The organism is Streptomyces spinoverrucosus, from assembly GCF_006539505.1.
Taxonomy (GTDB): Bacteria; Actinomycetota; Actinomycetes; order Streptomycetales; family Streptomycetaceae; genus Streptomyces; species Streptomyces spinoverrucosus.
On the sequence record NZ_BJND01000023.1, the window covers coordinates 62,401 to 89,284 of the forward strand.

At 72.3% G+C, this 26,884-nt stretch carries 22 protein-coding genes; 16 read left to right on the top strand and 6 right to left on the bottom strand.

Annotated elements, in window-relative coordinates; translation table 11 throughout:
• Positions 1-243: 243 nt before the first annotated feature.
• Together SSP24_RS16890 and SSP24_RS16895 are read right to left on the bottom strand one after the other, a co-directional pair.
• A complete protein-coding gene (locus SSP24_RS16890; protein WP_141310383.1) occupies positions 244-666 on the bottom strand; it encodes an SCO4983 family protein in 423 nt (140 codons plus the stop codon).
• 101 nt (positions 667-767) lie between these two features.
• Positions 768-1,979, bottom strand: a complete 1,212-nt coding sequence (locus SSP24_RS16895) for a pyridoxal phosphate-dependent aminotransferase (protein WP_141310384.1) — start codon at positions 1,977-1,979, stop codon at positions 768-770.
• A 187-nt stretch (positions 1,980-2,166) separates the two neighbouring features.
• Here SSP24_RS16895 and SSP24_RS16900 point away from each other — a divergent pair, with 187 nt between their 5' ends.
• Together SSP24_RS16900 and SSP24_RS16905 are read left to right on the top strand one after the other, a co-directional pair.
• Entirely contained in the window at positions 2,167-2,760 is a 594-nt protein-coding gene (locus SSP24_RS16900) for a hypothetical protein (protein WP_141310385.1), read from the top strand.
• Between the two features lie 110 nt (positions 2,761-2,870).
• Positions 2,871-3,710: a S1 family peptidase gene (locus tag SSP24_RS16905; protein WP_141310386.1), complete on the top strand. Its 840-nt coding sequence runs from the start codon at positions 2,871-2,873 to the stop codon at positions 3,708-3,710.
• A gap of 18 nt (positions 3,711-3,728) precedes the next feature.
• On the opposite strand, the gene SSP24_RS16910 is transcribed toward SSP24_RS16905, so the two are convergent.
• Together SSP24_RS16910 and SSP24_RS16915 are read right to left on the bottom strand one after the other, a co-directional pair.
• On the bottom strand, positions 3,729-5,339 hold the full coding sequence (locus SSP24_RS16910; protein ID WP_141310387.1) for an N-acyl-D-amino-acid deacylase family protein: 1,611 nt from the start codon (positions 5,337-5,339) through the stop codon (positions 3,729-3,731).
• A gap of 10 nt (positions 5,340-5,349) precedes the next feature.
• Entirely contained in the window at positions 5,350-6,642 is a 1,293-nt protein-coding gene (locus SSP24_RS16915; protein WP_141310388.1) for an amino acid deaminase, read from the bottom strand.
• Between the two features lie 151 nt (positions 6,643-6,793).
• On the opposite strand from SSP24_RS16915, the gene SSP24_RS16920 reads away from it, so the two are divergent.
• The 8 genes from SSP24_RS16920 (at position 6,794) to SSP24_RS44120 (ending at position 17,756) form a co-directional block, all read left to right on the top strand.
• Complete coding sequence (locus SSP24_RS16920) at positions 6,794-7,945, top strand: sugar kinase (RefSeq protein ID WP_141310389.1); 1,152 nt, start codon at positions 6,794-6,796, stop codon at positions 7,943-7,945.
• A complete protein-coding gene (locus tag SSP24_RS16925; RefSeq protein WP_141310390.1) occupies positions 7,942-8,703 on the top strand; it encodes an IclR family transcriptional regulator in 762 nt (253 codons plus the stop codon). Before SSP24_RS16920 ends, SSP24_RS16925 begins: the two co-directional genes overlap by 4 nt.
• Entirely contained in the window at positions 8,700-9,110 is a 411-nt protein-coding gene (locus tag SSP24_RS16930; protein ID WP_141310391.1) for a RidA family protein, read from the top strand. The genes SSP24_RS16925 and SSP24_RS16930 overlap by 4 nt, the downstream gene beginning before the upstream one ends.
• A 129-nt stretch (positions 9,111-9,239) precedes the next feature.
• Positions 9,240-10,715, top strand: coding sequence for a GntP family permease (locus tag SSP24_RS16935; RefSeq protein ID WP_141310392.1), 1,476 nt, complete (start codon positions 9,240-9,242; stop codon positions 10,713-10,715).
• Positions 10,716-10,860: 145 nt separating this feature from the next.
• The gene (locus SSP24_RS16940) at positions 10,861-11,961 is read left to right on the top strand and encodes a macro domain-containing protein (protein ID WP_141310393.1); all 1,101 of its coding nucleotides are present in this window, start codon (positions 10,861-10,863) and stop codon (positions 11,959-11,961) included.
• Positions 11,961-12,644: a hypothetical protein gene (locus SSP24_RS16945; RefSeq protein ID WP_141310394.1), complete on the top strand. Its 684-nt coding sequence runs from the start codon at positions 11,961-11,963 to the stop codon at positions 12,642-12,644. Before SSP24_RS16940 ends, SSP24_RS16945 begins: the two co-directional genes overlap by 1 nt.
• Positions 12,645-12,649: 5 nt before the next feature.
• Positions 12,650-13,303, top strand: coding sequence for an RES family NAD+ phosphorylase (locus SSP24_RS16950; RefSeq protein WP_141310491.1), 654 nt, complete (start codon positions 12,650-12,652; stop codon positions 13,301-13,303).
• Between the two features lie 37 nt (positions 13,304-13,340).
• On the top strand, positions 13,341-17,756 hold the full coding sequence (locus tag SSP24_RS44120) for a CHAT domain-containing protein (protein ID WP_229865898.1): 4,416 nt from the start codon (positions 13,341-13,343) through the stop codon (positions 17,754-17,756).
• Here the strand turns inward: SSP24_RS44120 and SSP24_RS16965 are convergent.
• Positions 17,737-19,668 carry a caspase family protein gene (locus SSP24_RS16965; RefSeq protein WP_141310395.1) on the bottom strand — a complete coding sequence of 644 codons (1,932 nt, stop codon included), beginning with the start codon at positions 19,666-19,668 and terminating at the stop codon, positions 17,737-17,739. The genes SSP24_RS44120 and SSP24_RS16965 overlap by 20 nt on opposite strands.
• Before the next feature lie 177 nt (positions 19,669-19,845).
• Between SSP24_RS16965 and SSP24_RS16970 the strand changes: the two genes are divergently transcribed.
• From SSP24_RS16970 to SSP24_RS16995, 6 genes are all read left to right on the top strand, one after another.
• On the top strand, positions 19,846-20,367 hold the full coding sequence (locus SSP24_RS16970) for a hypothetical protein (protein ID WP_167529605.1): 522 nt from the start codon (positions 19,846-19,848) through the stop codon (positions 20,365-20,367).
• A 58-nt stretch (positions 20,368-20,425) separates the two neighbouring features.
• Positions 20,426-22,198, top strand: a complete 1,773-nt coding sequence (locus SSP24_RS16975; RefSeq protein WP_141310396.1) for a sterol desaturase family protein — start codon at positions 20,426-20,428, stop codon at positions 22,196-22,198.
• Positions 22,195-22,419 carry a hypothetical protein gene (locus SSP24_RS16980; RefSeq protein ID WP_141310397.1) on the top strand — a complete coding sequence of 75 codons (225 nt, stop codon included), beginning with the start codon at positions 22,195-22,197 and terminating at the stop codon, positions 22,417-22,419. Before SSP24_RS16975 ends, SSP24_RS16980 begins: the two co-directional genes overlap by 4 nt.
• Positions 22,416-22,979: a hypothetical protein gene (locus SSP24_RS16985; RefSeq protein WP_141310398.1), complete on the top strand. Its 564-nt coding sequence runs from the start codon at positions 22,416-22,418 to the stop codon at positions 22,977-22,979. Before SSP24_RS16980 ends, SSP24_RS16985 begins: the two co-directional genes overlap by 4 nt.
• Positions 22,980-23,068: 89 nt before the next feature.
• On the top strand, positions 23,069-24,634 hold the full coding sequence (locus SSP24_RS16990; protein ID WP_141310399.1) for an AAA family ATPase: 1,566 nt from the start codon (positions 23,069-23,071) through the stop codon (positions 24,632-24,634).
• A gap of 33 nt (positions 24,635-24,667) precedes the next feature.
• Positions 24,668-25,186, top strand: a complete 519-nt coding sequence (locus tag SSP24_RS16995; RefSeq protein WP_229865897.1) for a hypothetical protein — start codon at positions 24,668-24,670, stop codon at positions 25,184-25,186.
• A 60-nt stretch (positions 25,187-25,246) separates the two neighbouring features.
• On the opposite strand, the gene SSP24_RS17000 is transcribed toward SSP24_RS16995, so the two are convergent.
• Positions 25,247-26,602: a M14 family metallopeptidase gene (locus SSP24_RS17000; protein ID WP_141310400.1), complete on the bottom strand. Its 1,356-nt coding sequence runs from the start codon at positions 26,600-26,602 to the stop codon at positions 25,247-25,249.
• Between the last annotated feature and the right edge of the window lie 282 nt (positions 26,603-26,884).

The following is a 26,884-nucleotide window of genomic DNA, read 5'->3' on the forward strand; positions in this document are numbered from 1 at the left end:
CCGGAACCCAACGTTCCCCGGCGCAGAGGATGAACGCCGGGTGACTTGGAGGTCCCGGTATTCAACGACGCCCTCAGGGGCGCGGGGAACTGCGCGACAAGCCACCGACCACAGAAAGCCGCAAGACGACAACAAGCCCTACGGCGAAGAGCCACGGTTCAAGCCAACGCAGTGCTGTGGCACCCGGTCCGCGCGTCGCTGCGGGTGCACGCGGACCGGGGCCGCCCGGCGGAGCCCTACGGCTCAGTGGGACGCGAGTTCGCGAGGCCCCAGCGCCTCGGCGTGAGCGTCCATACGTTCCGCGGCCAGAATCGCGGCCGCGGTGTCCGCCCGCGACGCCGCAACCACCAGCGCCCGCCCGGCGAGGGCATGCGCCCGCCGGTGCAGCGCGGCGAGATGCGGCTCGGCGGTCGCGGCCGCGGTCGCCGAGATGCGGGCCGGCGTACGGCCTCCCCGCAGCCGGGCCACCTGCTCCGCGAGCCGTGCGGCGGCGGTGTCCAGGTCGTCGGACGGGGCCAGCGCGCGCAGCTCGTCGGTGACGGCGAGCAGCGCCGCGAGGTGCCCCGCGAGCTGGATGTCCAGCTCTTCCTCACGTGACCGGTGGGGGAAGTCGGAAGGGGTGCCGGCCATCGTGTGGACCGACTTGGCGCGGATCGGTTCGTACATGGGATGGCCTCCTGGTGCTTGGCAGAAGCCATCCTAGCTTAGATTTCGTCTAAAGTTGAGCCGTTCACAAATAAGGGGTATGTGTCCACGCAGCGTGAGCGTCAGTGCTGGCTGTAGCCGTCCAGGAAGGTGCCGATCCGGCCGATCGCGTCCCGCAGATCGCCGACCGTGGGCAGCGTCACGACCCGGAAGTGGTCCGGCTCCGTCCAGTTGAAGCCGGTGCCGTGCACCACCATGATCTTCTCGCGCCGGAGCAGGTCGAGGACCAGCCGACGGTCGTCCTTGATCTTGAAGACCTTGGGGTCAAGGCGGGGGAAGAGATACAGGGCGCCCCTCGGACGGACGCATGTCACGCCCGGGATCTGCGTGAGCATCTCGTAGGCGACGTCCATCTGCTCGCGCAGTCGGCCGCCCGGCAGCACCAGGTCGTTGATCGACTGGCGTCCGCTCAGCGCCGCGACCACCCCGTGCTGACCCGGCATGTTGGCGCACAGGCGCATGTTCGCCAGGATCGTCAGGCCCTCGATGTAGGAGTCGGCGTGCGCGCGCGGGCCGGAGATCGACATCCAGCCGACCCGGTAGCCGGCCACCCGGTACGCCTTCGACATGCCGTTGAAGGTGAGGGTGAGCAGATCGGGGGCGACGGCGGCGGTCGGGATGTGCTGGGCACCGTCGTACAGGATCTTGTCGTAGATCTCGTCCGAGCAGACCAGCAGGTTGTGGCGGCGGGCGATGTCGGTCAGGCCCTTGAGCATCGCCTCGTCGTAGACCGCGCCGGTCGGGTTGTTCGGGTTGATGATCACGATCGCCTTGGTGCGGTCGGTGACCTTGCGCTCGACGTCGGCGAGGTCCGGCATCCAGTCGGACTGCTCGTCGCAGCGGTAGTGCACGGCCGTACCGCCGGACAGGGACACGGCGGCCGTCCACAGCGGGTAGTCCGGGGCCGGTACGAGGACCTCGTCGCCGTCGTCGAGGAGGCCCTGCATCGCCATGGTGATCAGCTCGGAGACGCCGTTGCCGATGAAGACGTGCTCGACGTCCGTCTCGATGCCGAGGGTCTGGTTGTGCATGACGACCGCCCGGCGCGCGGCCAGCAGGCCCTTCGCGTCGCCGTAGCCGTGGGCCGTCGACACGTTCCGGAGGATGTCCTCCAGGATCTCCGGCGGGCACTCGAAGCCGAAGGCGGCCGGGTTGCCGGTGTTCAGCTTCAGGATGCGGTGACCGGCCGCTTCCAGGCGCATCGCCTCTTCGAGAACCGGGCCCCGGATCTCGTAACAGACGTTGGCGAGCTTGGTCGACTGGATCACCTGCATGTCTGGGAGCTTACGGCCGCGTAACGCATCACGGCTCGTGCTATCCGCCACATGAGACGCCGGGTTCGGGCGGGTACGTACCGCCGCTGTCCCCGTAAAGCCGCCGCTGTCCCTCTCATCACGCCAGTCCCTAGAATGCGTGGCCATGTCAGAGCCCCCCAGAACGGGTGAACCTCAGAGTCCGCCGATGGTGTACCTGCCGCAGTCGCAGCCGGAGCAGATACCTGCCTACGACGAGTACGCCGACCCGGCGGCCGCGCACGGCTGGCAGAACGCCTACGACGAGACGCGCGAGCTGCCGCCGGTGCCGACCCCTGGGCGGCCCCGGCGCTCCCGCCGCAAGCCCAGCCCCTGGCGGCAGCGGCGGGTGGCGGTGGCCGCCGGTGCGGTGGGCGCGGTGTCCGTGGCGGCGCTGATCGCCGGGTTCTCCTTCTCGGGGTCGTCCTCCGGCGGCGGCACGCAGGGCAAGCAGGACCGGACGAACTCGACGTCGGGTGACCCGGAGGAGGCGGCGACGCCGTCCCGTGCGGAAGCGGGCGGCGGCGACACGCCCTCCGCGCCCACCTCGGCGAGCGCCCACGTCCCCGTCTCGGCCCCGACCTCGAACCCCTCGAAGGGCGGCGGCGTCTCCCAGACCCCCGTCACTGCCCCCGCCACCAAGGCGCCCACGACCGCGCCCGCCGCGACTCCGACTCCCGCGGCGACCGCCCCCGACGATGGTCCGGGGAACGCCAACGGCAACCCGGGGAACGGCCGGGGCAGCACCAAACGGCCCAAGTAGCCCCGGATACACGCGCGATGACGCGTCACCCGAGGGCCTGAACGCCTTCTTGTCCCCTCCTGTCATGCACACGAACAATGTGCATGACAAGACAACAGAGGGGACCCCACATGAACAAGCCTCTCCTGGCCGCACTCGCCGCCCTCTTAGCAACCGGGGCAGGTGCGGCCCCCGCGGTCGCCGCCACCCCGGACGCGGAGGCCGCGCCCGCGATCCAGGCCGTCGACTTCGCCGGTACCGTCGCGCTCAGCAACTGCTCCGGCTCCGTGATCCGGATGCCGGACTCCGCCGACGACGACCCCGCGCTCGTGCTGAGCAACGGGCACTGCCTGGAGAGCGGCTTCCCGGAGCCCGGCGAGGTCATCGTCGACCAGCCCTCCACCCGCTCCTTCGGGCTGCTGAACTCCGCCGGGACCCGCGTCGCCACCCTGCGCGCCGCCAAGATCGCGTACTCCACGATGACCGACACGGATGTCGCGGTCTACCAGCTCACCCGCACCTACGCGCAGATCCGCGGCTCCTACGGCATCGAAGCGCTCACCCTCAACGACACCCGCCCGACGGCGGGCACCGCCATCAGTGTCGTCTCCGGGTACTGGAAGCGGATCTACACCTGCTCGATCGACGGCTTCGCATACCGGCTGAAGGAGAGCGACTGGACCTGGAAGGACTCCGTCCGGTACACCTCCGCCTGCAACACCGTCGGCGGCACCTCGGGCTCCCCGGTCGTCGACCGGTCCACCGGCCGCGTCGTCGCCGTCAACAACACCGGCAACGAGGACGGGCAGCGCTGCACGCTGAACAACCCGTGCGAGGTCGACGCGAGCGGCAACGTCACCGTCCGCCAGGGCATCAACTACGCCCAGCAGACGTATCAGCTCGCCGCCTGTTTCGGCCTCGACAACAAGCTCGACCTGTATGCGAGCGGGTGCACCCTGCCCAAGCCGTGACCCAGCCGGGGCGGGCGATCACACCGGCGTCCTGCGGACCGCCCGCCCCGCCAGTACGTCCGTCCGCCGGCCGTCCTCGATCACGAACCGGCCGTCGATCAGGACGTGCGGGATGCCCGTCGGGAGCGTGCGCGGCTGGTCGAAGGTGGCGCCCGCCGCGACCGTGGCCGGGTCGAAGAGCACCAGGTCGGCCCGGTACCCCTCACGGACCACGCCCCGGTCCGGCAGCCGCAGCCGGGCCGCCGGGCGCCCGGTCAGATGGGCCACGCACTCCTCCAGCGACAGCACGCCCAACTCCCGCACGTACCGGCCGAGATAGTGCGGGAACGTGCCGTACGCGCGCGGGTGCGGCTTGGCGCCCTGGAGGATGCCGTCCGAGCCGCCGGTGTGCACCCGGTGCCGCATGATCGCCTGGACGTTCTCCTCGTGGCCGACGTGCTGGAGGATCGTCGGCCCGAGCCGGTCCTCGACCAGCAGCCGGCGGGCGGTGACCCAGGGCGCCTCGCCGCGCAGGGCCGCCGAGTCCTCGACCGTACGGCCGACATACGCCTGAAGGGCCGGGTCGGTCACGCCGGAGATCTCGATCGTGTCCCACTCGACCGGTACGCCGTGACAGCCGTCCGCGCCGACCACCTCCAGGTCGTGCCGGATCCGCTCGGCCGTCTTGTCGTCCGTCAGCCGCCGCAGGATCTCCTCCGGGCCGCCCTCGCTCGCCCAGCTCGGCAGCAGCGCCACCAGGGTCGTACAGCCGGGGGTGTAGGGGTACGTGTCGAGGCTGATGTCCGCTCCGGCCGCGAGGGCGTCGTCCAGCAGGGACAGCAGCTCGGGCGCACGGCCCATGTTGACGCCGAAGTTCATCGTGGCGTGGGCCAGGTGCAGGGGGCAGTCGGCCTCCCGCGTGAGGGCGACCATCTCCTCGTACGCCTGAAGGGCCCCGGCCCCGTACGAGCGGTGGTGCGGGCAGTAGTAGCCGCCGTACTGGGCCACCACCCGGCACAGCTCGGTCAGCTCGGCGTCCTTGGCGTACATGCCGGGCGTGTAGGTGAGCCCGGACGACATCCCGACCGCGCCCTGCTCCAGGCCCTCCGCCACCAGCTGCCGCATCCGGTCCAGCTCCTGCGGCGTGGCCTCCCGGTCCTCCCAGCCGACGGCCAGCGCGCGGACCGTCCCCTGCGGGATCAGGTAGGCCGCGTTGACCGCGATGCCCCGGTCCAGCCGGTCCAGGTACTCGCCCACCGAACGCCAGTCGAAGTCGATGTCGTCGCCGTGCCCGTTCCAACCGGTGATGGCACGGCGGACCTCGGCGAGGGTGCGGTCGTCGACGGGGGCGTACGACAGCCCGTCCTGGCCGATGACTTCGAGCGTCACGCCCTGCGCGGCCTTCGCGCTGTGGTCTTGGTCGCGCAGCAGGGCGAGGTCGCTGTGCGCGTGCATGTCGATGAAGCCGGGGGAGAGGACCAGGCCCTCCGCGTCCAGCTCCCTCGTCGCGCTGGGGCGTTGACATCCCGCCGCCGCTGCCTCCTTGACGATCGACACGATCCGGCCGTCGGCCACCACCACATCGGCGCGGTACGCGGGGGCGCCGGTGCCGTCGACGACGTCCGCGTCACGGATGACGAGGTCTGCCATGCCGGGCCTCCTAGAAGAACGTACGGATGTAGTCGACGACCGTGCCGTCCGCCTCGGCCACCGGGATCAGCTGCCACTTGTCGAACGACGTGCACGGGTGGGACAGCCCCATGCCGAGCCAGTCCCCGACCTCCAGGTCCGCCTCGGGGGCGGTGCGCAGCCAGGCGTGCTGGTCGGAGAGCGCGGTGACCTCGATGCCGGTCGCGGGGCGCTCGGTGTCGCCCCGGCGGATGACCTGCGCGAAGGGCAGGTCGAGGTCGTACGCCGCGTCCCGCTTTCCCGCGTTGACGAAGGCCTGCTCGCGTGTCGGCCGTGACACCACCTGCGCCCACAGCCGGAACGCGGGCTCCAGGGCGCCCTCCTCCGAGACCCGGTTGAAGGGGGTCAGCTTGCGGTAGTGGCCGTCGTCGTGCGAGACGTACGCGCCGGAGCGCAGCAGCTTCAGTACCGGGGAGCTGAGTCCGGGGATCTCCGCGAAGACGTCCGCGACCGCGTCGAACCAGGCGCTGCCGCCCGCGCTGATCACGATCTCGTCCAGGCCCTGGAAACGCCCCGCCTTGTCGAAGTCCACCGCCAGCGCCACCAGCCGGCGCAGCCAGGCGTGCACCCGCTCGGGGTCGGCCTCGGGCACCTCGCCCTCGTAGCCCGCGACGCCGACCAGGCGCAGGGTCGGTGCGGCGGCCACCGCGTCGGCGATCGCCGCGCACTCCGCCTCGGTACGGACGCCGGTGCGGGCGCCCTCACCGGCGGCGAGTTCGACGACGACGTCCAAGGGGCGTTCGGTGCCGCCGCGCAGTGCCGCGTCCATCAGTTCGACGCCGCGTACGGAGTCGACGTAACAGACGAACTCGAAGGAGGGGTCGGTGGCCAGCTCGTCCGCGATCCAGCGCAGGGCGGCCGCGTCCACCAGTTCGTTCGCGAGGAAGATCCGCCGGATCCCGAACGCCCGCGCGACCCGCACCTGGTGCGGCACCGCGAGGGTGATGCCCCAGGCGCCGCGCTCGATCTGCCGCTGGAAGAGCTGCGGGGCCATGGTCGTCTTGCCGTGCGGGGCGAAGGCGAGGCCGTGGCGGGTGGTGTACGTCGCCATGAGGCGGAGGTTGTGTTCCAGGTGCTCGGCGGAGAGGGCGAGGACCGGAGTGGTGAAGCCGTCGGTGAAGAGGTTGCGGCGCTGGGCGGCGAGTTCGGCGACGGTCAGGCCGTGGGCGTCGGGCGGGAGGCCCTTGAAGCGGTGGTCGACGCGTTCCTCGGCGAGGCGGGCGAGCGCTTCGGTGGCGGGCGTGGAGCCGGGTTCGAGGGCCATGGAGCCTCCCTGATCTGGTGCGTTGCTGCCGCGTTGCGCTTTGTGCAACGCCCATTGCGTATGTCGCTAACTGCTGTCTAACATCTCGGCCAACGCGGGGTCAACGGAGCCGCCACGATCCCGCGATGCCGACCGAGGAGTCCCCACCATCGTGACCGCCACCGCCTCCTGCACCGCTCCCGACGTCGTCGACGTCGTCGCGCTCGGCGAGTCCATGGTCACGTTCCTGCCCTCCCGCCCGGGGCGCCTCGCCGACGTGCCGTCCTTCGACCGGGGGATCGGTGGGGCGGAGTCCAACGTGGCATGTGTGATGGCTGCGGCCGGGCATACGGCGCGGTGGGTCAGCAGGGTGGGTGAGGACGGCTTCGGTGACCATCTGGTCGAGGCGATCGGGGCGTACGGCGTCGATGTGTCGTCCGTCCGCCGGGACCCGTCGCGCCCGACGGGGGTGTACTTCCGCACGGCGGGGGACCGGGCCGGTGACGGTCACGAGGTCGCGTATTACCGGGCGGGGTCGGCGGCGTCGGCGATGGCGGTGGGGAACGTGGAGATGGGAGCGGTGCGGGCGGCGCGGGTCCTGCATCTGTCGGGGATCACTGCGGCGCTGTCGGAGGACTGCCTGGCGCTGATGCGCGAGCTGACCGCTCCGGCCGCCGGGCGCCCGCTGGTGTCGTTCGACGTCAACCACCGGCAGGGGCTGTGGCGGGAGACCGGCGGGCCCCGGATCCTGCTGGAGCTGGCGCGGGACGCGGACATCGTGTTCGTGGGGGAGGACGAGGCCGAGGAGGCCTGGGGCGTGACGGGCGGGCCCGAGGCGATTCGGGAGCTGCTGCCCGAGCCGGGGACGCTGGTGGTGAAGCAGGGCGCCGAGGGAGCGACGGTGTTCGAGCGGACGCCGGGGCCCGGTGGTCGTCCGGCTGCGGGCCGTGGTGGGCCGGTCGCGCCCACGCGGCGGAGCCGCATATGTCACAGCCCCGCGCCCCTGGGGTCGGCACGGCCGGGCCGCGTCGTCGAACGTGCCCCTCACGTCAGCGTCGTCGCCCCCGTCGGTGCGGGCGATGCCTTCGCCGCGGGGTTTCTCTCCGGGACGTTGCGCGGCCTGCCCCTCAGGGACCGCCTCCGCCACGGCCACCTCATGGCGGCAGCCGCCCTCACCGTCCCCGGCGACCTCGCCACCCCGCCCTCCCGTGACCACGCCGACCGGCTGGCCGCCCTCGATGACGACGCGTGGGGGAGACTTCGACTCGGCCCCGGCTGGACGCACGCCGTTGATCGGGCCCCGGAGGAGGTACGTACGCCATGAGTCAGACCGTCGACCGCGCGCTGAGCATCCTGCCGCTGCTCGCCGAGGGCCCCGCCGACCTCGGACAGGTCGCCGACCGCCTCGGCGTGCACAAGTCCACGGCGCTGCGCCTCCTGCGCACCCTGCACGAGCACGGCTTCGTCTACCGCCAGTCCGACCAGCGCTACCGCCTCGGCGCCCGCCTCTTCGCGCTCGCCCAGGAGGCGATGGAGAACCTCGACATCCGCGAGATCGCCCACCCCCACCTCGTACGGCTGAACGAACAGTGCGGGCACACCGTGCACCTCGCGGTGTACGAGGAGAACGAGGTCCTCTACATCGACAAGGTGGACAGCCGCTACCCGGTGCGCATGTACTCGCGGATCGGCAAGCCCGTCGCCATCACGGTCGCCGCCGTAGCGAAACTCCTGCTCGCCGACCTTCCCGAGCACGAGCGCCGCGCCCTCGCGGAGAAGCTCGACTACCCCATGTACACGTCCCGTTCGACACCGAACCCCGAGGCCTTCCTCAGGGAGCTGGCCAAGGTGCGCGAACAGGGCTGGGCCACCGACCTCGGTGGCCACGAGGAGTCCATCAACTGCGTCGCCGCACCGATCCGCGGCGCGGACGGCCGGGTCGTCGCCGCGATGTCGGTCTCCGCGCCCAACGTCGTCGTCACCGGCGACGAACTCCTCACCCTGCTCCCGCTGGTCCGCCGCACCGCGGACGCCATCAGCGGCGAGTACTCCGGCAGGACCCCGACGAAGGACGTCGTATGACCGAGAAGACCGCCCTCACCCCCAAGACCCACACCACGCCGCCCGCGAAGTTCTCGCACGGTGTGAAGAAGGGCAACATCCTCCAGGTCGCCGGCCAGGTCGGCTTCCTGCCCGCCGTCGAGGGGCAGCCCCCGACACCCGCCGGGCCGACCCTGCGCGAGCAGACCCTCCAGACCCTCGCCAACGTCAAGGCGATCCTTGAAGAGGGCGGCGCCACCTGGGACGACGTGATGATGATCCGCGTCTATCTGACGGACGTGGACCACTTCGCCGAGATGAACGAGATCTACAACGCCTACTTCGAGGAGCAGGGCCTCACCCAGCCGCCGGCCGCGCGGACCACCGTCTACGTCGGGCTGCCCGCCGGGCTCCTCATCGAGATCGACGCCCTCGCCGTCCTCGGCTGACGGCCTCGCAGAACCCCTCAACTCCCGCACACCGTACGCCGTCACGGCACGGCGCCCCCTCCCCTTGGGCGCCGTGCCGTGATCCCGCCATGCCCGAAAGCGTCATGTGTTTACGCAGAGGACCCTCGAATGTCCCATATATCCCTCCCGCTCGCTGCCTCCGCCCCGGCCGAGACCCCACCCCACACCGGCGGCCTGCTCCTCCTCATCGACGGCACCGCGGGACTGCTGACGGTCGCCGCGCTCGGTATCGCGCTCCTGCTCTTCCTGATCATCAAGACCCGGCTCCAGCCGTTCGTCGCGCTGCTCGCGGTCTCCATCGCCGTCGGCCTGATGGCGGGCCTGTCGGTCACCGAACTCTTCGGCACGGTCCAGCGCTCCGACGCCGTCTCGACCATCGAGTCCGGCATGGGCGGCATCCTCGGCCATGTCGCGATCATCATCGGCCTGGGCACCATGCTCGGCGCGATCCTCGAAGTCAGCGGCGGCGCCGAGGTCTTGGCCTCCCGGCTGCTCAACCTCTTCGGCGAGAAGCGAGCGCCCCTCGCCATGGGCCTCACCGGCCTGATCTTCGGCATCCCGGTCTTCTTCGACGTCGGCATCTTCGTCCTCGCGCCGATCGTGTACGCCGCCGCGAAGCGCTCCGGCAAGTCGATCCTGCTGTACTGCCTGCCCCTGCTCGCGGGCCTGTCCATGACCCACGCCTTCCTGCCCCCGCACCCGGGGCCCGTCGCCGCCGCCGGTCTGCTGCACGTGGACCTCGGCTGGGTCATCCTCATGGGCATCGTCTGCGGCATCCCGGCCGTGCTGGCCGCCTGGGCGTTCTCGGCGTGGGTCGGCCGCCGGATCTTCGTGCCCGTGCCGCAGGACATGGTGGAGGCCGCGGAGGAGGCCAAGCGCGCCGTGCTGGACGACCAGCACGCGCCGAGCGAGCGGCCGGTCGCCCTCGGCACGGTCCTCGCCATCATCGGTACGCCGCTGCTGCTGATTCTCGCCGCCACCTTCTCCTCCATCGCGCTGGACCCCTCCACGCCGCGCTCGGTGATCGAGTTCTTCGGCCACCCGTTCGTGGCCCTCACGATCGCGCTGCTGCTGGCGTACTACGTCCTCGGCATCCGGCGCGGCTGGTCCCGCAAGTCCCTGGAGACGGTGTCGACTTCGTCCCTGAAGCCCGTCGGCAACATCCTGCTGGTGGTCGGCGCGGGCGGCGTCTTCGGCGCGGTCCTCAAGGCGAGCGGTGTGGCCCAGGCGCTGTCCGACACCTTCAACGACGTCGGCCTCCCGGTGATCGTCCTCGCCTACCTGATCTCGCTCGTCCTGCGGGTCGCGCAGGGCTCGGCGACGGTGGCGATCGTGACGACGGCGGGCATCGTGGCCCCGCTGCTCGCCGAGGGCGACCACTCGCAGGCGTTCGTCGCCCTGGTCATCATGGCCATTTCCGCGGGCTCCATCTTCGCCTCGCACGTCAACGACGGGGGCTTCTGGATCGTCGCCAAGTACTTCGGCATCAGCGAGCGGGACACGCTGAAGACGTGGACGGTGCTGGAGTCGGTGCTGTCGGTGGCGGGGTTCGTGGCGGCGGCGGTGCTCAGTTTCTTCGTATAACCGCCTTTGTGTGAGGGCGCGTCCGAGGTCGGGTTCGGCCCTGGACGCGCCCTGATTCCGACCCGTCCGCGACCGGGCCGTGCGCTGCAATGGAAGGGCGGAACGGGCTTGTGAGCGGCCGCGCGCCGGTGCGATGCTGATCGTCATGCCGTCGCCGCCGCCTCACCCGCTCGAACACGGAGTGGTCCTCGCGGAGGTGCGCAAGGTGCGACGAGCCGGAGTCGTCAGGCTGCGGGAACTCGCCCTGCCGGTGGTCGCCGAGGTCGCCCGTGATCTTCCGCGGGGAGACGGCGAGTTGCCTGGGGGGCCGGTGGAAAAGGTGTTACGGCTCGCCGTCTCCCGGATGGGCGGCGGCACCCTGCAGACCGCCGCCGAGTACAGCCTCGGCCTCGCCCAGGGCACCCGGGACTGGCCGGCCGCCGACCGGCGCCGACGGGCCGCGCAGGTGTACGGGGTGAGCGTCGAACGGTTCCGCAAGCACCACGAGTTCATGGTCCTCGGGCAGGTCGCGGAACAGATCGTGCAGGTCGCCGGGCGCACCCCGGTGACCGACGCCCCCGCCCCGGCGCCGTACGACCGCATCCCCGCCGCCCACCGGGCGCTGCGCGTCCGCGTGGAGCGCCGTACCGTGCCCGTCACCGTGCACGTCCACTCCGTGGACCTGCTGCGGGACATGGACGTCGTGGTCTCGCCCACGAACACCTACTTCGCGCTCCCCGCGCCCTACAAGTCGTCCATCTCCGCGACCCTGCGCCGAGCGGGGGCGCGCAGGGACCCCACCGGGGGACTCGTCGAGGACCGCGTCCACGACGAGTTGGGGTCATGGGCCGCCCGGCACGGGGCTCCCGGCCGGGCGGCCCTGCCGGGCACGGTCGCCGTCACCTCCGCGGGCGCGCTGGCCGATCAGGGCATCCGGCGCATCTACCACGTGGCCGTCGCCGTGCCCCGCCCCGAGACCAACGACTACGACGTACAGCCCGCCGACATCACGCGGGGCGTGGCCCGCGTCTTCGCCCTGCTCGCCGAGGAGGCCCGCCGGTACGACCCGCCGCTGCGGTCGGTGTGCCTGCCGCTGCTCGGCGCGGGGCGCGGCGGGCTGACCCCGCTGGAGAGCTTCGGCGCGCTGTGGACGGCCGTCGAGGCCGAACTCGCCCGGGGCGCCGACTGGGACATCCATTTCGTCGTACGCCGCCATGCGCGCGCCGATTTGCTGGAACGGCTGCTGACATCCGTGGGGGAGGACTGATGGGACAGCCCCCGTCCGAACCGGCCGACCCGTACCTCACCCTCGCCGCCGCCGCGGCCCGCTGGGACCGGGTCGCCGGGCGGCTCGGGCCGGACACCCGGGCCCGGCTGGCCGAACTGCTCACCGTCGTCCGCCACGCCGACGCCCCCGGCCGCGACGACTGCGCGGTGCGGGCCGCCGGACTGTTGCGGGAACACTTGCCCGACGAGTTCGGGGCGGACGCGCACGCGCGGCTCGTCGCCGTGCAGCAGGCACAGGGCGGGGCGCCGACCGTGCAGGGGTTCGCGACCGAGGACCTGGCCGTGCTGCTGATCGACGGGCACCGCATGGTGGGTCCGGTGCTCGGGCCGGTGCGGGAACGGCTGCTCGCGGAGCCCGCGCTGGACGCGGACACCGTGGAGCAGGGCGGCGGTGAGCCGTACGCGCCGGACCTGATCCGGCTGCGTGGCGCCGGAGGCCGGTTGCGGCTGCCGCGGTTCCAGTTCTCCGAGGAGACCCTGCCCTGGCTGGTCGTCCTGGAGGTCAACGCGCTGCTGGACGCCGACCGCGACCCCTGGGGCGCCGCCGACTGGTGGCTGTCCGCCAACGCCTGGCTCGGCACCAGCCCCGTCCGCCTGCTCGGCACCGGACGGGACAGACAACTCGTCGAGACCGCACGGTTTCTGATGGACAGTGAGGGTTGACCGTCGTGCCCAACTACCGGCCGCCCGAGACGCTCACCGGCACCCCCGGCAAGGTCACGCTGGCCCGCGGCACCCTGCTGTACCGCATCCACGGCTCCCACCGCGGCGCCGCCGACTTCAACCCCAGGCCCGCGCACTGCCTGTACGGAGGCGGCCGCTTCGACGCCACCTCCTGCGACCGGTACGGCTATCTGTACGTCGGCCTGAGCGCGGCCGCCGCCGTGTGCGAGACCCTGCTGCGCTCCCTGCCCTTCGACCCGGCCGGCGGCCCCCGCCTGCTGCAACGCCGGGCCGTCGAGGGGCGCCGCCTGAGCACCCTCCGGCTCACCGCCGACCTCTGCGTGCTGCCGCTGATGACCGCGCAGGACCTGGCCGCCGTACACCAGGACACCTGGCTGGTGCACACCGAGGCGCACGAGTACCCGTACACCAGGGACTGGGCGCACTGGATCCGCCGGCACACCCAGCCGTGGGCGCAGGGGATGGTGTGGTCGTCCAAGCGGGAACCGGCGGACCGGACCGTGGTGCTGTTCGGCGACCGCTGCCCGGACGGTGCGCTGCGCTGCGAGGAGGACGAGGCCGTGGACTTCGACACGGCCGAGGGCCGGGAGTGGCTCAACTCCGTCCTGCTGCCCTACTACGTCCAACTCGCGCCGTAGGGCGGCATGTTGCTGACGATCCTGGAAAGCTCGACCCGTGACCGCTGACGACGCCCCCGGCCTCGTCGACGAACTCCGCGCCCAGCGCGAGGAGATCCTCGACGCCCTCTCCGCGACCGCCTCCGACGACCCGGACGCACCCGCCCTGTGCGCGCTGGCCGGTGAGCTCAGCTACCGGCTGCACCTCCTGGCGGACGACCCCGACGACCTGGAGCTGGCCGCCCAGGCGTTCGAGCTCGCCTTCAAGGCACCCGGCGACGACGAGGACTGGGCGGCCTGGCGCGTCGCGTTCGGGCACGTCCGGGCCCTGCAGTACGACATCGAGCCCCGCGCCGACCTCATCGACGTCATCTGGGCGCTGCTCACCGAGGGCACGGCCGCCCTGCCCCCGGACGACGCCGACTACACCTCCGTACGAGAGGTCGGCGCGCAGCTGCTCGCGGCCTGTGCCAAACAGCGCTACCTGCACTGCGACGGACCCGCCCGGCAGCGACTCGAACTGCTCGACGAGGCGCTGCGCCGGCACGAGGCGGCCGCCGCCACCCTGGAGCCGGGCAGCCAGGAGGCCGTGGACCTGGCGGAGGCCCGCGGCTTTCTGTATCTGGAGCGCTGCGAACTGGACCGGGTGACGGCGGACGCCGAGGCCGCCGCCGCCCACTACCGGTCCGTGCTCGACGCCGCGCTGCCCACCAGCGACCTGCCGCTGGTCCGCTACAGCCTGGGCCTCGCCCTCATGGTGCACGGCCGGGCGACCTCCGACCGGGACGAACTGGAGCAGGCACGCGAGGAGTTCGGCACCGCGCTGCTCGAAGCGCGGCAGCGGACCGGACGTGAGCCGTCCTGGGCGTGGGAGGCCCAGATCCGCAGCGCCCTCGTCCGCTTCCTGCTCTGGGCCAACTGGAAGGACCAGGCACAGGCCGCCGCGGCCGAGGTCGAGCTGAACGGGCTGCTCGCCGACCCGGCCGACGTCGAGCGGCTCACCCCGGTGTTCCTCGACAGCTTCGGGCGGCTGCTGTACGAGCGGGCGAGCGCGCGGGGCGACGCGCCGGGACGGGACCGGGCGATCGGGCTGATCCGGCGGGCCGTCGACCTCTGGGTGCCCGAGCGGGACGGGCTGGTCACCGTGACCGCGTTCTTCCTCGGGCTGTTCCAGCAGAGCCGCTACCGGGACGACCCCGACCCGCGGCGGCTGCACGACATCGCCGAGGCCGCCGCGCTGGTCCTGAAGGACGAGAACTTCTCGGGTGAGCTGAGCAATGTCGCCCGTGCGATGGGCAGCTGGGCCTGGCACGCCCTGGAACAGGATCACGGCATCACCCCCGACTCCCCGGAGGACATCCCCGAGGCGCTGCGCCCGTCGAGCGCCCCCGACACCTATCGCGGTCTGCTCGGCGACCTCGAAGGCGGGCTCGGCTCCCTGAACTTCGCCGACACCGACGACGACTTTCCCGGCATCTTCAAGGGCCTGGGCGGGGGCGACGTCGCCGCGGAGACGTTCGACCAGGGGTACGCGTTCTTCGCCGCCCAGGAGAAGGAGTCGGACCGCGCGGTCCTCGCCCTGAACCTGCTGTCCCACGGGATGCTCCTCGACCCGCACGGCACGCTCATCAGCGAGGCGCAGAAGACGGAACTCATCGACACCGTCCTGTCGTACCGGCAGGACGACCCCGAGTGGCAGCGCAAGGCGCACGCCGTCGTCGCCCAGGTCCGGCTGCGCGAGCAACTCAGCGGCTCCGGCCGAGGCATGGACACGGTCCTCGACCACCTCGCGCGGGCCGACGCGGCGGGCGCGGGCCTGGCACGGGGCGTCGACGAGGGGGCGGGCGCGGGTCCGGCGCGGGGCGTTGACGGCGGGGCGGGTGCGGGCCCAGCGCGGGGCGTCGACGACGGCGCGGGCGCGGGTCCGGCGCGGGGTGTCGACGGCGGGGCGGGCGCGGGTCCGGCACGAGGAGTCGACGGCGCGGCGGGCGCGGGCGCCGTCCCGGCGCGCGGCGCCGGCGACCGGCTCGGGCACGGCATCGACCTCGCCCGGTTCGCCGCCATGAGCCACCGGGGGCAGACCGCCGGAGCCCGCGACGACCTGGAGACCGCCGGTGAGATGTGGCGGCGGCTGCGCGACAGCCCCGCCCTGTCCCCGTACGAGCGCCGCGTGATGGGCGGCCAGCAGGCCGGGTTCGACGCACAGGCCGCCGCCCAGCGCGGCGACCTCGCGGCCACCGACGCGCACATCGCCGAACTGCTCGCCGTGCACACGGAACTCGACCCCGACGACGGCACCCGCATCGAACTGTGGACGATGCTGGAGAACGCCCGCTCCGCCCGCGACCGCCTCGCCCAGGAGCTGGGCGCCCCGCCCGCGCCCCCGCTCGCCGGCCGCCCCTCGGTCCCCGAACTGCGCCGGGCTGCCCGCGGGCTGCCGCGCGACCACCGGGCCTGGGTGCTCGGCGACAACGGCATCACCCGCTTCATGCGGGCCGGGGCGACCGGGGACCCGGCGGCGATCACCGAGGCGATGGAGCTGATCCAGGAGGCGTACGACCTGGTCGACGAGGGCAGCGACAGCAAGCTGCGCTACGGCTACTGCCTGGGCGTCGGCCACTGCGGGCTCGCCGAGACGCAGCGTTTCCCCACGGCCCGCGCCCGCCATCTCGCCCAGGGCATCGCCCTGCTGGAGGACGCCTTCCGCACCGCCGGCGGCCCCGAGCACCGGCTCTACGCGGGCGCCGGACTCGCCCTCGGCCGCGCCTACCGCACCCGCGGCGAACTCCGCCGGGACGACAAGGGCCTCGGCCGCCGCACCGGCCTGGACGCGCTGCGCGGGCACGCCTGGGCGGCGCTGCTGCAGTCCGGTACCGAGCACGCCGCGCAGGCCGTGGCCATGGCGACCACGACCGCGCTGGAGGTCGCCGGCTGGTGTCTGCGCGACAACGCCCTCGACGAGGCCGTCCAAGCCCTGGACGCCTGTCGCGGCCTGCTGCTGCACGCCGCGACCACCTCCCGAACGGTCCCCGAACGCCTCGTCGCGGCCGGCCACGACGCCCTCGCCGAGGAGTGGCGTGCCGCGGGCCTCGCCACCGAAGCGGCCGACCCGTTCACCGCGATGCAGGCGCCGATGTCCGTCCCGAGCGCTCTGCGCCGCCGCGTCCTGGCCGCCCTCACCGGCACCGACGCCACCCAGGACCGCCTCCTCGACCCGCCGGCCCCGGACGAGATCGGCACCGCCCTGCGCACCCTGCGCAAGGACGCCCTCGTCTACCTCGTCCCGGCCGGTGAGGACACCCCCGGCACCGCCGTCGTCGTCACCTCCACCGGCGCCGTCCACTCCGTGCCCCTGCCGACGCTCACGGAGGACGCCGCCGCGCTGCGCGACTACGCCCGCGCCCCGCACGCCGACGCCGTACGGCTCGCGCAGGACGCACGCGACGCGGCACCCTTCGTCGCGGCCCCGCAGGACCACCGCGTCATGGGACCAGTCCCCGGCTGGTCCGGCACCCGGCCCGACCTGCCGTCCCTGCGGGAGCGCCTCGACCGGCTGTGCGGCTGGGCCTGGTACGCCGGGATGCGCCCCCTGCTCGACGTCTTCGCCACCCGCACCGGGCGGGCACCCCGCCTCGTGTTCGTGCCGATGGGCACCCTCGGCCTGGTTCCCTGGCACGCCGCCTGGGCCCAGGGCCCCGACGGGCGGCGCCGCTACGCCCTGCACGAGGCGGAGATCTCCTACGCCGCCTCCGCCCGCCTCCTGTGCGACGTGGCCGCCCGCCCCGAGGCCGCCCACTCGGGCGCCGCGCTCGTCGTCGGCAACCCCACCGGGGACCTGCACTGGGCCGGTGCGGAGGCCGACGCGGTGCAGCGGGCCTTCTACCCGCGCGGCCGGTTCCTCGGGCGGCGCGAGGACGGCGGCGCCGACGGGCCCGGCACCCCGCGCGAGGTGCTGTCCTGGCTGACCGGCACGGACAGCCCCGACGAGCAGGGCGCCGTACTGCACCTCGCCTGCCACGCCTCCATCGCCCGCACCGCCCACCGCACCGCCCATCTCTCCCTGCACGACGGCGAGCTGGCGGCCGAGGAACTCACCGAGGCGGTCGCCGGGGCGAGCCGGGGCAGGCTCGGCCTGGTGGTGCTGGCCGCGTGCCGCAGCCATGTCTCGGGGCGCGGGCACAACGAGGCGTACAGCCTGGCGACCGCGTTCCTGGTGGCCGGGGCCCGCTCGGTGGTCGGCTCACTGTGGCCGGTGCCGGACGACGCGACCTCGGTGCTGATGTTCCTGACCCACCACTTCCTGCGCACCGAGGGCGAACCGCCCGCCCGGGCACTGCGCCGGGCCCAGCTGTGGATGCTGGACCCCGCCCGTGAACTGCCCGTCGGCCTGCCCGCCCGGCTCGCCGAACGGGCCGCGCACATCGACCCGGACGACCTGAGCGCCTGGGCCGGGTTCACACACCTCGGCCAGTAGGCGGCACGACCGTGCGCAGGGCGATCGTCCTGGTCGCCCAGCGCCCGGGCACGCCCCCCGCGACCGGGCCCGCCTCCCGGGGACCGGCGGCCGCTGGCTGGAACCGCAGTACTCCGGAAGGATCGCCCGAGGCTTCCCGGCTGCCGGGACCGTCCGGATCCCACGCAGACAGCCGGAAGGGGGCCGTGTTCAACTCGCCCTCCGCGACGATCAGTTTCAGCCAGTCCCGGCACTCCGCGCCGGGTACGACGGCCCGGTCGGCGGGCAGCGAGAGCTGGACGGGGTCGCCGTCCAGGGCGTACCCGGTACGGCCCGGGCCGATGAAGTGGCCGGGGAAGAGCGCCGGGTCGGCGGCGTAGCGGTCGGTGAGGTCGAGCAGGACGCACCACAGGGTGCGGTGCGGGGAGCGGTTGTGCAGCCGGATGGAGACCCACGGCTCGCGCGCCCCGGGCGTGCCCTCCGGGGCGTAGGAGCAGACGAGGTCGCCGCTGCCGTCCGGCACCAGGGGCCCGCCGTCGGCCGCGTCCCACGGGACGACCTCCACCTGGACGAGGTTGTCCAGCACGGAGGGCCGGGAGGTGAGGTCGCGCAACTGGTGCCAGCGGGCGAGATGCGCCAGGCAGTCCACCACGCGCCGGGCGTCGCCGTCCGAGGCGAACGGCAGTGGGGCCACGAAGTCCGTCCCGTCCCGGCCCAGGACGCGCGCACTGTCCCCGCGTACCACCACCCGGAAGTGCAGATCCCCGTACTCCTCGGGCCGGTCGACGACCCGCAGCAGGGGTGCGGGCCCGCCGCCGGGGCCGTGCGAGGCCACCGCCGCCCGCAGCAGCTCCGCCGGGTCGCCCTCGGCCACGCTCACCGTCGCGGGCGGGGTCGCCAGCGCGGTCAGGCTCACCGGGTACACCCGCTCGGGGTCGGGCGCCCAGCCGACCGGTGCCACCAGCGTCCGGTCGGCCCGCACCGAGCGGGTCCGCACGACCGCGCCCGGCAGCGCGCCCTCCGGGCCGACCACGCCGAACTCCGTGCCCTCGGCGCCCTCCCCGTCCCGCAGCCCGTGACCGGTGCCGCAGTCCACCTCCCAGCCCTGCGCCGCGCACCGCAGCAGATGCTCGCCGGCCGCCTGCGCGACCGCACCCCCGAGGAACGGCAGATCGGCGGCACCGGCCGGCGTCTCCGGATACAGCACCGGCCGCTGCCTTCCCCCGGAGCGCTGCACACGCGCGTCCGCCGCGGACAGCAGCTGCCGGTAAGTGGCGTCCGGGCCCGCCGCACGCACCGCGCTCAGCAGGGCGTACGTGAACGCCCCGTGCCGCCGGCCGCCGTAGTGCCCCTCGTACGACAGCTGATCGAGCCGACTTGCCGCCAGCAGCACATGCCGGGCGGGCCCCTGCGGCAGCCCGACCTCCCGGCCACCCGCACCCGCCCACTCCGGGCGCGGTGGCGCGAACCGCGCGGTCAGGCCCTCGGGCAGGTCGTCCCGGCTGGCGCCCCCGGAGTAGCAGCAGTCCAGCACCGCCACCACATGCGCCCCGCGTGCGGCGACCGCGTCGAGCAGCGCGCCGAGCCGCTTGTCGGGCAGCGGGCCGTCCGCGCACACCAGCGCCTGGTTGAAGCCGGTGGCCTCGATCAGCAGGTCCGGGCCCGTGGCGACCTGCTGCGTGCCGTGCCCGGAGAACCAGAACAACGCCGTGTCCCCGGGCCCGGCCGCCCCCAGGAACGTACGGATACCGTCCTCGACCGCCGCCACCGTCGCCGCTCCGTCCAGCACGGTCCGCACCTGCGCGGCCCCCGCCGTACGGGCGGACAGCAGCCGGTGCGCCTCGGTGACGTCGTTGACACAGCCCTTCAGGGGCGGTGCGATCTCGGACGGATAGTCGTTGATGCCCGCCATGAACGTGTGGATCGACCCCATGCCGGGCAGTCTGTCAGCCCACCCCGGCCCGTGACGTGAGTGAACTGGGCGGCATCGGGGCGAGTTCGGGGCAGGAACCGGTTTTCGGCGTGCCAAGTTGCAGACCAGGTCGCACTATTGACTGAACGTCACTACTCTTCTCTCGCCATCGCTCATGCACTTCAGCTCGGGGGACACATGGGCCACTTGGAGCGGCCACGGCGCATCGTGCAGCCAGGCGGCGCCGGGACACCGCCGTCCACCTCGTCGGACGCCCTGCGCCGCACGGACCAGGGCCTCACCACCTCGGGCGGCGCCCGCCGCACCGTCGGCGCGCCCGGCCCGGCCGCACCACTGCGCCGCGAGCGCCTCGCCCCCCGCCCGCAGGGACTGCGCGACGCCGTCGGCCGCCTCGACGCGGGCCTCGAAGAGCAGGCCCGTCGGCAGCTCGCCCAGTGGATCGGCGAGGAGTACCAGGCCAGTTACGGCGAGGTCCCGCTCGGCTTCTTCGCCCGCTGCTACCTCGGCCCGCCCTACGTGGACCACCAGCTCAACCTCTTCCAGGTGATCATCCGCCACTTCGCCCCGTCCGACCCGGTGCCCGAGCCGTTCGCGGGCGCCCGGATGCTGGTGCGCTCCGGTGGCTACGCCTTCGTCGAGGTGTACTCCGGCGGACTGCTCCTGCCGGTCCTCGACGACGGGACCGTCGTACGTCCCTGAACGCTCCCGGCGCAGCAGGCGCCCCTCGTCCCCCATGCAATCGTGATCGGAGAACCGAATGTCCGAGGTGGACTACGCCCTGCACCAGAAGGTGCAGCAGGTCAGCAACCTCGTGGTCCGGCTCAGCGAGCAGGTCGGCTCCGTGTCCGGCCAGGTCTCGGCCGTCGAGGCCAACCAGCAGCAGACCCGCACCGAACTGCAGCAACTGCGCGACGAATTCCTCGCCTTCGTCAAGAGCGCCCAGCTCACCGCCAACGTGCAGCGCGCCGAGACCCGCGTCGGCGTGATCCAGGACCAGGTCGACCACGAGTTCGGCCACCACAAGACGGTACGGCGCACTGCGGTCGGCATGCTCCAGGCCTTCGACGTCGGCCTCGTCTCCGAGGAGAACGTCCGCGCGGTCGGCGACCAGCTGATGATCCAGACGCCCCGCTACTGGCTGGCGCCCGCCCTGGTGGCGCTCGCCTCCTGGTCCGCCGACGACCGGACGCTGTGCGAGCGGGCCGTCGAGGAGGCCTTCCGGCGCTCACCGGACCGCACCTCGCTGTTCTTCGCGCTGGTGCTGCGCCGCCAGAACCGCAGGGAGGCCGCCGTACGCTGGCTGCGCCACTACCTGCTCGCGCAGGACCCGACCGCGCTCGGCCGGGAGTTCGCCGTCATCCTGGAGTCCATCGCCCAGGGCGCCTTCGGGCTGGCCGGACGCGAGCTGCTGCACACCACCCTGACCGGCTGGCGCGAACAGCTCATGGACAGCGCCGAGGGCCAGCAGAAGCAGATCGACCGCTGGCGCCAGGAGATCGACTCCCTCGCCCAGCCCTCCGCCGCCGCCGAGTTCCCCCGCATCGCCCAGGTCAGCCCGCAGTGGCCGCAGCTCGACGCCGTCCTCAGCAGAGCCCGCGCCCACCAGGTCGTCCTCGACAAGTACCGGGCCGTCATGGACCGCGAGTTCCAGCCCTCCGAACGGCTGGAGGACGCCGTCGACGACATCCTCGACCGGCTCGTCTCCGAGTACGACACCGAGGAGCTGCCGCTCCGCCGCGACCTGGCGTTCAACCACGCGGTGATCGACCACGGCGGCGACCTCGACGCCGCCCGCAAGGCCGCCGACGCGGACTCCGCCTCGTACGAGGAGACGCTCGACTATCTGACGGTGCAGACCACCGCCGCCCTCAACCCGACGGCCATCGGCGCCTCGCCCGCCACCCAGCGGCTCTCCGTCGCCGCCTGCCAGGAGTGGTTCCTCCAGGCGCACGCCGGGTCCACCCGCGACTACCGGGCCGCCGTCCCGCAGGACGTGCAGGCTCAGTTCGGCACCGCCTACACGGTCGCCGCGCAGACCTTCCAACTCCCGCCCTGGCAGGGCTCCTTCACCCGCCCGCTGCCCGAGCTGGAAGCGTCGCTGTCCGCCCACTGGGACCAGCACATGGAGCCGTTCATCGCGTCCTACGCCTACCCGTGGGCCAAGAAGGCGATCCCGCTCGCCCTCGTCCTGTTCGGCATCCTGGTGATCGTCGGCTCCATCTCCTTCCCCGTCGCCCTGGTGGCCGCGCTGATCGTCGGCGGCGTGTGGGGGCTCGTCCTGCACAACGGCGCCCAGGCCGCGACCCGCCTGCAGAACAACGCCCGGCAGATCCTCCAGCAGGCCAAGCAGGAGTCCGTGCACCACCTGCGCGCCGCCTCCGCCGAACTCACCGACTGGAACACCAAGTTCCGCGCCGCCGACGCCGTCGAGCCGCAGTGCCGGGAGTTCATCAACTCCCTCGCCACCGCGACCCGCGGCGCCTCACCCTTCGAGGGCCGCACCGTAGCCAAGGAGGAAACCGCGTCATGAGCACCGCGCCCGGCCCCACCCCCGCGGCCCCGCCCCCACCCCGCAGACCCCAGGGCGACCCCCAGTACGCCACCCCCGGCACCTCACCCTGGGGCGCCAGCCGCAGGCCCGCCGGTGAGCGCGCCACCAGCAGGGTCCGCAAGATCGCCGAGGGCCTGCCCGACTGGGAGCCCCTGCCCCCCGGCGAGACCCTCGTCCGCAGGCCGGGCGGCACGGTGTGAACACGTACTCCTACTGGGGACACGGCGGCCCCTACGAGACCTGGGTGGACTTCCTGCACCGCTGGGCCGCCGCCGAGCCGCCCGCCGACCCGGCCACCCTGCCGCCCCTGTCCGAGGACGACTTCCCCGGCGAGACCTGGGAGCGCTTCGCCCTCCACCTCGGCGAGGCCCTCGACAAACGCCTGAAGTCCTGGGACCGCCACCTCGCCCAGGCACTCCTCGCGGCCCCCGACGAGTTCTCGGCGGGCCGCGCCCTGGCCCAGGCGAGGGCGGGCCTTGAGGAGGTACGGACGGTGGCGGGCCACCCCGGCCTGCCCGAAACCCTCCGCACCAGGTTCACCGAACTGGTCGAGTCCCAGATCACCGACTTCCAGTCCCAGATCGAACGCAACCTCGACAACCTGGCCGCAACGAACGGCTCGGACATCCGCTGGATCGAACAACGCAGACGCACGGTCCGGGACAACGCCCTGACGGGCCGTTCGACTGCACCGGCAGCGGACCCCTGGGCGCAGGCACCGGTGGGGGACCGCCCCCGCCGAAGAGTCGTAACGGATTAGACGAACGTGATTGTTCTTACCTAGGGGCGCGGGGAACTGCGCGATCAACCACAACGCACCTGCACCCGCCCACGATGCGAAGGCCCCCCATGTCGAACTACACCGAAAGCCTCCACCACCTAGACAGCTACATCTCCGCCCGTGTCCCGGTGATCGGCATGCGGACCATCGAACAACAACGCGCCCTCCGCCTCCTCAGAGACGCCGCCCTCCAACCCCGCCGCAGCAGCATGCCGTTCTGGATCTACACCAGAGCCACCGGCCTCCGAGACCTCCGCACCAACGCCGCTGTCCAGGACGACCGCTCCCTCACCGGCGCCATGGACTTCGCCGCCGCCCAGTTCAGCAGCCGCGCCAACGCCACGATCGTCCTCGTCGACCCCGACCACCTGGAGTCCGACACCCCCGTCACCCGGCACATCGCCGAACTCGCCCGGCTCGCCGACAACAACATGGGCAGCATCGTCCTGATCACGGACGCCCCCATCTGGAGCGGCCTGCAACGCCTCGGCATGAGCCTGCACCTGGACCTGCCGGACGCCGACGAGATGTACGGCACCCTCGCAGGCTTCCTCGGCGACCTCCGGGGCCACATCCCCATCGAATGGGACGAGGACGACACCCGGCGCGCCGCCGAGTTCCTCAGCGGCGTCACCGAGGCCGAGTGCATCAACCTCATGGCGACCATCGCCGCCAAGGGCTCGATCCTGAAGTCCGACGTCCTCGGCCTGGCCCAGGCCAAGGACCGCATATTCAGCAATCTCACCGGCCTGGAACGCGTCCAGCTCAAGGAGGGCAACTACACCGTCGGCGGACTGACCAGCCTGCGCGAGTGGCTGCGGCGCAAGCACGACATGCTCCACGCCGACCTGCGCGACACCGAACTCCGCCCGCCCCGCGGCGTCCTGCTCGTCGGCGTGCCCGGCTGCGGCAAGTCGCTGTCCGCCAAGGCCATCGCCCACGAGTGGCAACTGCCGCTCTACCGGCTCGACATGGCCAGCATCCACGGCAAGTACCTGGGCGAGTCCGAGGGCCGGTTCCGGGAGGCGCTGTCGATGGCGGACCGGGTGGCGCCCTGCATCCTGTGGATCGACGAGATCGAGAAGGGCCTCGCGGGCAAGGACGACATGTCCGGTGTGCCGCAGCGGATCATCGGGCAGTTCCTGTTCTGGCTCCAGGAGTCCCGGTCGCGGGCCTTCGTCGTGGCCACCGCCAACGACATCCGCAGTCTGCCGCCCGAGCTGCTGCGCAAGGGCCGGTTCGACGAGCTGTTCTTCGTCGACCTGCCGGACAGCCAGGACCGGCGGGAGATCATCGAGCTGTACTACCACCGCTATCTCAAGACCGACCCCGAGCCCGAGCAGGTGGACCGGCTGGTAGACCTCTCCGAGGGCTTCGCCGGCTCCGACATCGAGTCCACCCTGCACGACGTGGGGGAGGAGGCGTACCGGCTGGGCGGCGCCGACCGGCTGAAGCCGTCGTTCGTGCTGGACACCTTCGCCAACACGGTGCCGCTGAGCCGGGTCAACCCCGAGCAGATCGAGGAGATCCGCGCGTGGGGCCGGGAGCGCGCGGTACCGGCCGGCCGTTCGGTGACGACCGCTGCGGCGGGCGCGGCCACACCGTCCCGGAGGATCGTCTTCATGGACGAGTGACCTCTGCCGCCCCCGGCGCCCCACGGCACAGCAATGTCCGCCATACTGCCCGCTGTGGAGCAGCGCATAGGTACGAGCAGTCAGCCCCTGGACGCCGGGGTGAACCCGGCCCACATCCCCGGGCTCACCGGCCCGGAGAAGGCCGCCGAGCCCGAGCCCGAGGATGCGGCGCCGGTCGAGGAGGAGGCCACCGAGGAGGCCTCCGACGCAGTGGAGCCCGAGGCCGAGGAGCCCGAGGAGCCGGAGGCGGCCGACGGCCCCGTCTTCGAGGCCGCCGATCGCCGGGCCCGTATCGTCGCCGACGCCAGGGGCGTACGCCTCAGCCTCGACGACGAGAGCTGCGAGTTCCGCTGGGACGAGATCGGCGCGATCGAGACGGAGTCACCGCGCTTCGGCAAGCGATTCACCGTGACGGTGCACACGCCGGACCGCCGCTGGTACCCGATCGAGATCGAGGCCCAGTCGAAGTCCCAGCACAAGGAGTGGGACGAGCAGCTGGACGCGGTACTCGACGCGTACTTCGAAACAGACGGCGACGACAACGCCGCTTAGGGGCGCGGGGAACTGCGCGACCAGCCACCCACGGCCCGCAGCTCCCCACCGGCCCAACCATCAGCTGCAGTACTGGTCTTCCTTCCCGATCGACCGGTACATACAGTCCGCGTTCTCCAGCAGCTGCAACACCGCGTCCCGGTTCCGCGAGGTCTCCCGCTCGATCACCTCATCGGGCGGGTAGAACCCACCCCCTGAGAACCCGCGCGGATACATCTCGAACGTGTACCCGAAGATCTTCTGCGAGCCCCACAGATAGTCGTCGATCGACCCGTCCGTGATGTACAGATCGCTGGACTGCTCCGGCGTGTAGCCGTTGCTCGCGGCCATCTTCTGCCCCACCGTGGCGAAGGCGTTCCGGTCGTCCGCCGTCATCCCGGGGGCCGTGTCGGAGTACGTGTACCCGAACGGCCAGAGAATCAGCTCGCTGTACGTGTGGAAGTCGATCCCGGCCTTGATCTGCTGCGTCCCGCCCACGACGCGGCTGCGCACGAAGTTCGCGACGACCTTCACCTCGGGCGCCGACTCCGGCGCCGAGCCACGGTAGGTGTCGGAGGACGGCGAGCCGGACGACCCACCGCAGCAGCCCCAGCGGTAGTTCCAGTTCCGGTTCAGGTCCGTACCGACGTACGACGAGCCGGAGTTGGGCTGCCGGTTCTTGCGCCACGACCGGTAGGAACCGGTGGCGATGTCGTACTCGCCGCCGTCCGGGTTGAGGTCGGGGATGATCCAGATCTCGCGGCCGTTCACCATGTTCGTCACGCGCGAGTCGGTGCCGTAGTCCGACGTCAACTCCCGCAGCAGATACAGCGCCATCTCGACGGTGAGGTGCTCACGGGCGTGCTGGTGGTGGGTGAAGAGGACCTCGGGCTCGGCCTCGTCGGTCCCCACGTTGTCGCTGATCTTGATGGCGACGATGTTCCGGCCCTGGTACGACCTACCGATCACGCGCTGGCTCGCGATGCTCGGATTCGCCGCGACGACCGAGTTGATCTCGCTCGTCATCTCCGCGTAGTTGTGGTAGCGGGAGTCGGCGGACGGGAAGTCGTAGAGCCGGACGTCGTCCTCGCCGGCCGACCGGTCGGGGGCGGCGCCGAGCGGGGCGATCTCGAAGCCCTGCGCGCGTAGCTTCTTGATCTGGTCCGCGCGGCCGGAGACGACGACGGTGTGGTCGTCGGCCTCGTCCACGGTCACGCCGGCCCGCTGGATCGCCGTACGGTCCTTGGCGGACGAATGCGTGTGGATCTCGTACTGGCGGATGTCGTCCGCCGAGGCCGCCGCCCTGCCCGCGCTGTCGGCGGTGGCGTCGGTGGCCGTCGCCGAGATCGGGGCCGCGAGGGCGAGGGCCAGCAGGGTGGCGAGGGCGGCGGTGCGTGGGCCGCTTCGGACGCCTGAGCCGCGAATGCGAAGTCGCATGAAATCTCCTTGGTTCTCCAGGAATTCCGGGGTCTCCGGAAGTGGGGAGTGAGCTGGAGTGGAGCTGTGGGGGTGGTTCTCCGTGCGACGTACGACGTTCTGGTGCGGGTGTGGCGCTCATCGTGAGCTTCTGGCATGACCAGGTCAAGAGTGCGCCGCCAAGTGGCCGCCGGAACCGGCGCAAAACGGCCGGGCGAGGGGCCGCGCAGTGTACGCGGGCCGACCCCACCGGAATGAGTCCCCGGCAAATAACACCCGCGGGTGTGAGCGGCGCGTGCATAT

Excerpts from the sequence above, each read along its gene's own strand:
- SSP24_RS16890 (WP_141310383.1), bottom strand. The coding sequence starts at position 666 with ATGTACGAACCGATCCGCGCCAAGTCGGTCCACACGATGGCCGGCACC.
- SSP24_RS16895 (WP_141310384.1), bottom strand. The coding sequence starts at position 1,979 with ATGCAGGTGATCCAGTCGACCAAGCTCGCCAACGTCTGTTACGAGATC.
- SSP24_RS16900 (WP_141310385.1), top strand. The coding sequence starts at position 2,167 with ATGGTGTACCTGCCGCAGTCGCAGCCGGAGCAGATACCTGCCTACGAC.
- SSP24_RS16905 (WP_141310386.1), top strand. The coding sequence starts at position 2,871 with ATGAACAAGCCTCTCCTGGCCGCACTCGCCGCCCTCTTAGCAACCGGG.
- SSP24_RS16910 (WP_141310387.1), bottom strand. The coding sequence starts at position 5,339 with ATGGCAGACCTCGTCATCCGTGACGCGGACGTCGTCGACGGCACCGGC.
- SSP24_RS16915 (WP_141310388.1), bottom strand. The coding sequence starts at position 6,642 with ATGGCCCTCGAACCCGGCTCCACGCCCGCCACCGAAGCGCTCGCCCGC.
- SSP24_RS16925 (WP_141310390.1), top strand. The coding sequence starts at position 7,942 with ATGAGTCAGACCGTCGACCGCGCGCTGAGCATCCTGCCGCTGCTCGCC.
- SSP24_RS16930 (WP_141310391.1), top strand. The coding sequence starts at position 8,700 with ATGACCGAGAAGACCGCCCTCACCCCCAAGACCCACACCACGCCGCCC.
- SSP24_RS16935 (WP_141310392.1), top strand. The coding sequence starts at position 9,240 with ATGTCCCATATATCCCTCCCGCTCGCTGCCTCCGCCCCGGCCGAGACC.
- SSP24_RS16940 (WP_141310393.1), top strand. The coding sequence starts at position 10,861 with ATGCCGTCGCCGCCGCCTCACCCGCTCGAACACGGAGTGGTCCTCGCG.
- SSP24_RS16945 (WP_141310394.1), top strand. The coding sequence starts at position 11,961 with ATGGGACAGCCCCCGTCCGAACCGGCCGACCCGTACCTCACCCTCGCC.
- SSP24_RS16965 (WP_141310395.1), bottom strand. The coding sequence starts at position 19,668 with ATGGGGTCGATCCACACGTTCATGGCGGGCATCAACGACTATCCGTCC.
- SSP24_RS16970 (WP_167529605.1), top strand. The coding sequence starts at position 19,846 with ATGGGCCACTTGGAGCGGCCACGGCGCATCGTGCAGCCAGGCGGCGCC.
- SSP24_RS16975 (WP_141310396.1), top strand. The coding sequence starts at position 20,426 with ATGTCCGAGGTGGACTACGCCCTGCACCAGAAGGTGCAGCAGGTCAGC.
- SSP24_RS16980 (WP_141310397.1), top strand. The coding sequence starts at position 22,195 with ATGAGCACCGCGCCCGGCCCCACCCCCGCGGCCCCGCCCCCACCCCGC.
- SSP24_RS16990 (WP_141310399.1), top strand. The coding sequence starts at position 23,069 with ATGTCGAACTACACCGAAAGCCTCCACCACCTAGACAGCTACATCTCC.
- SSP24_RS16995 (WP_229865897.1), top strand. The coding sequence starts at position 24,668 with ATGTCCGCCATACTGCCCGCTGTGGAGCAGCGCATAGGTACGAGCAGT.
- SSP24_RS17000 (WP_141310400.1), bottom strand. The coding sequence starts at position 26,602 with ATGCGACTTCGCATTCGCGGCTCAGGCGTCCGAAGCGGCCCACGCACC.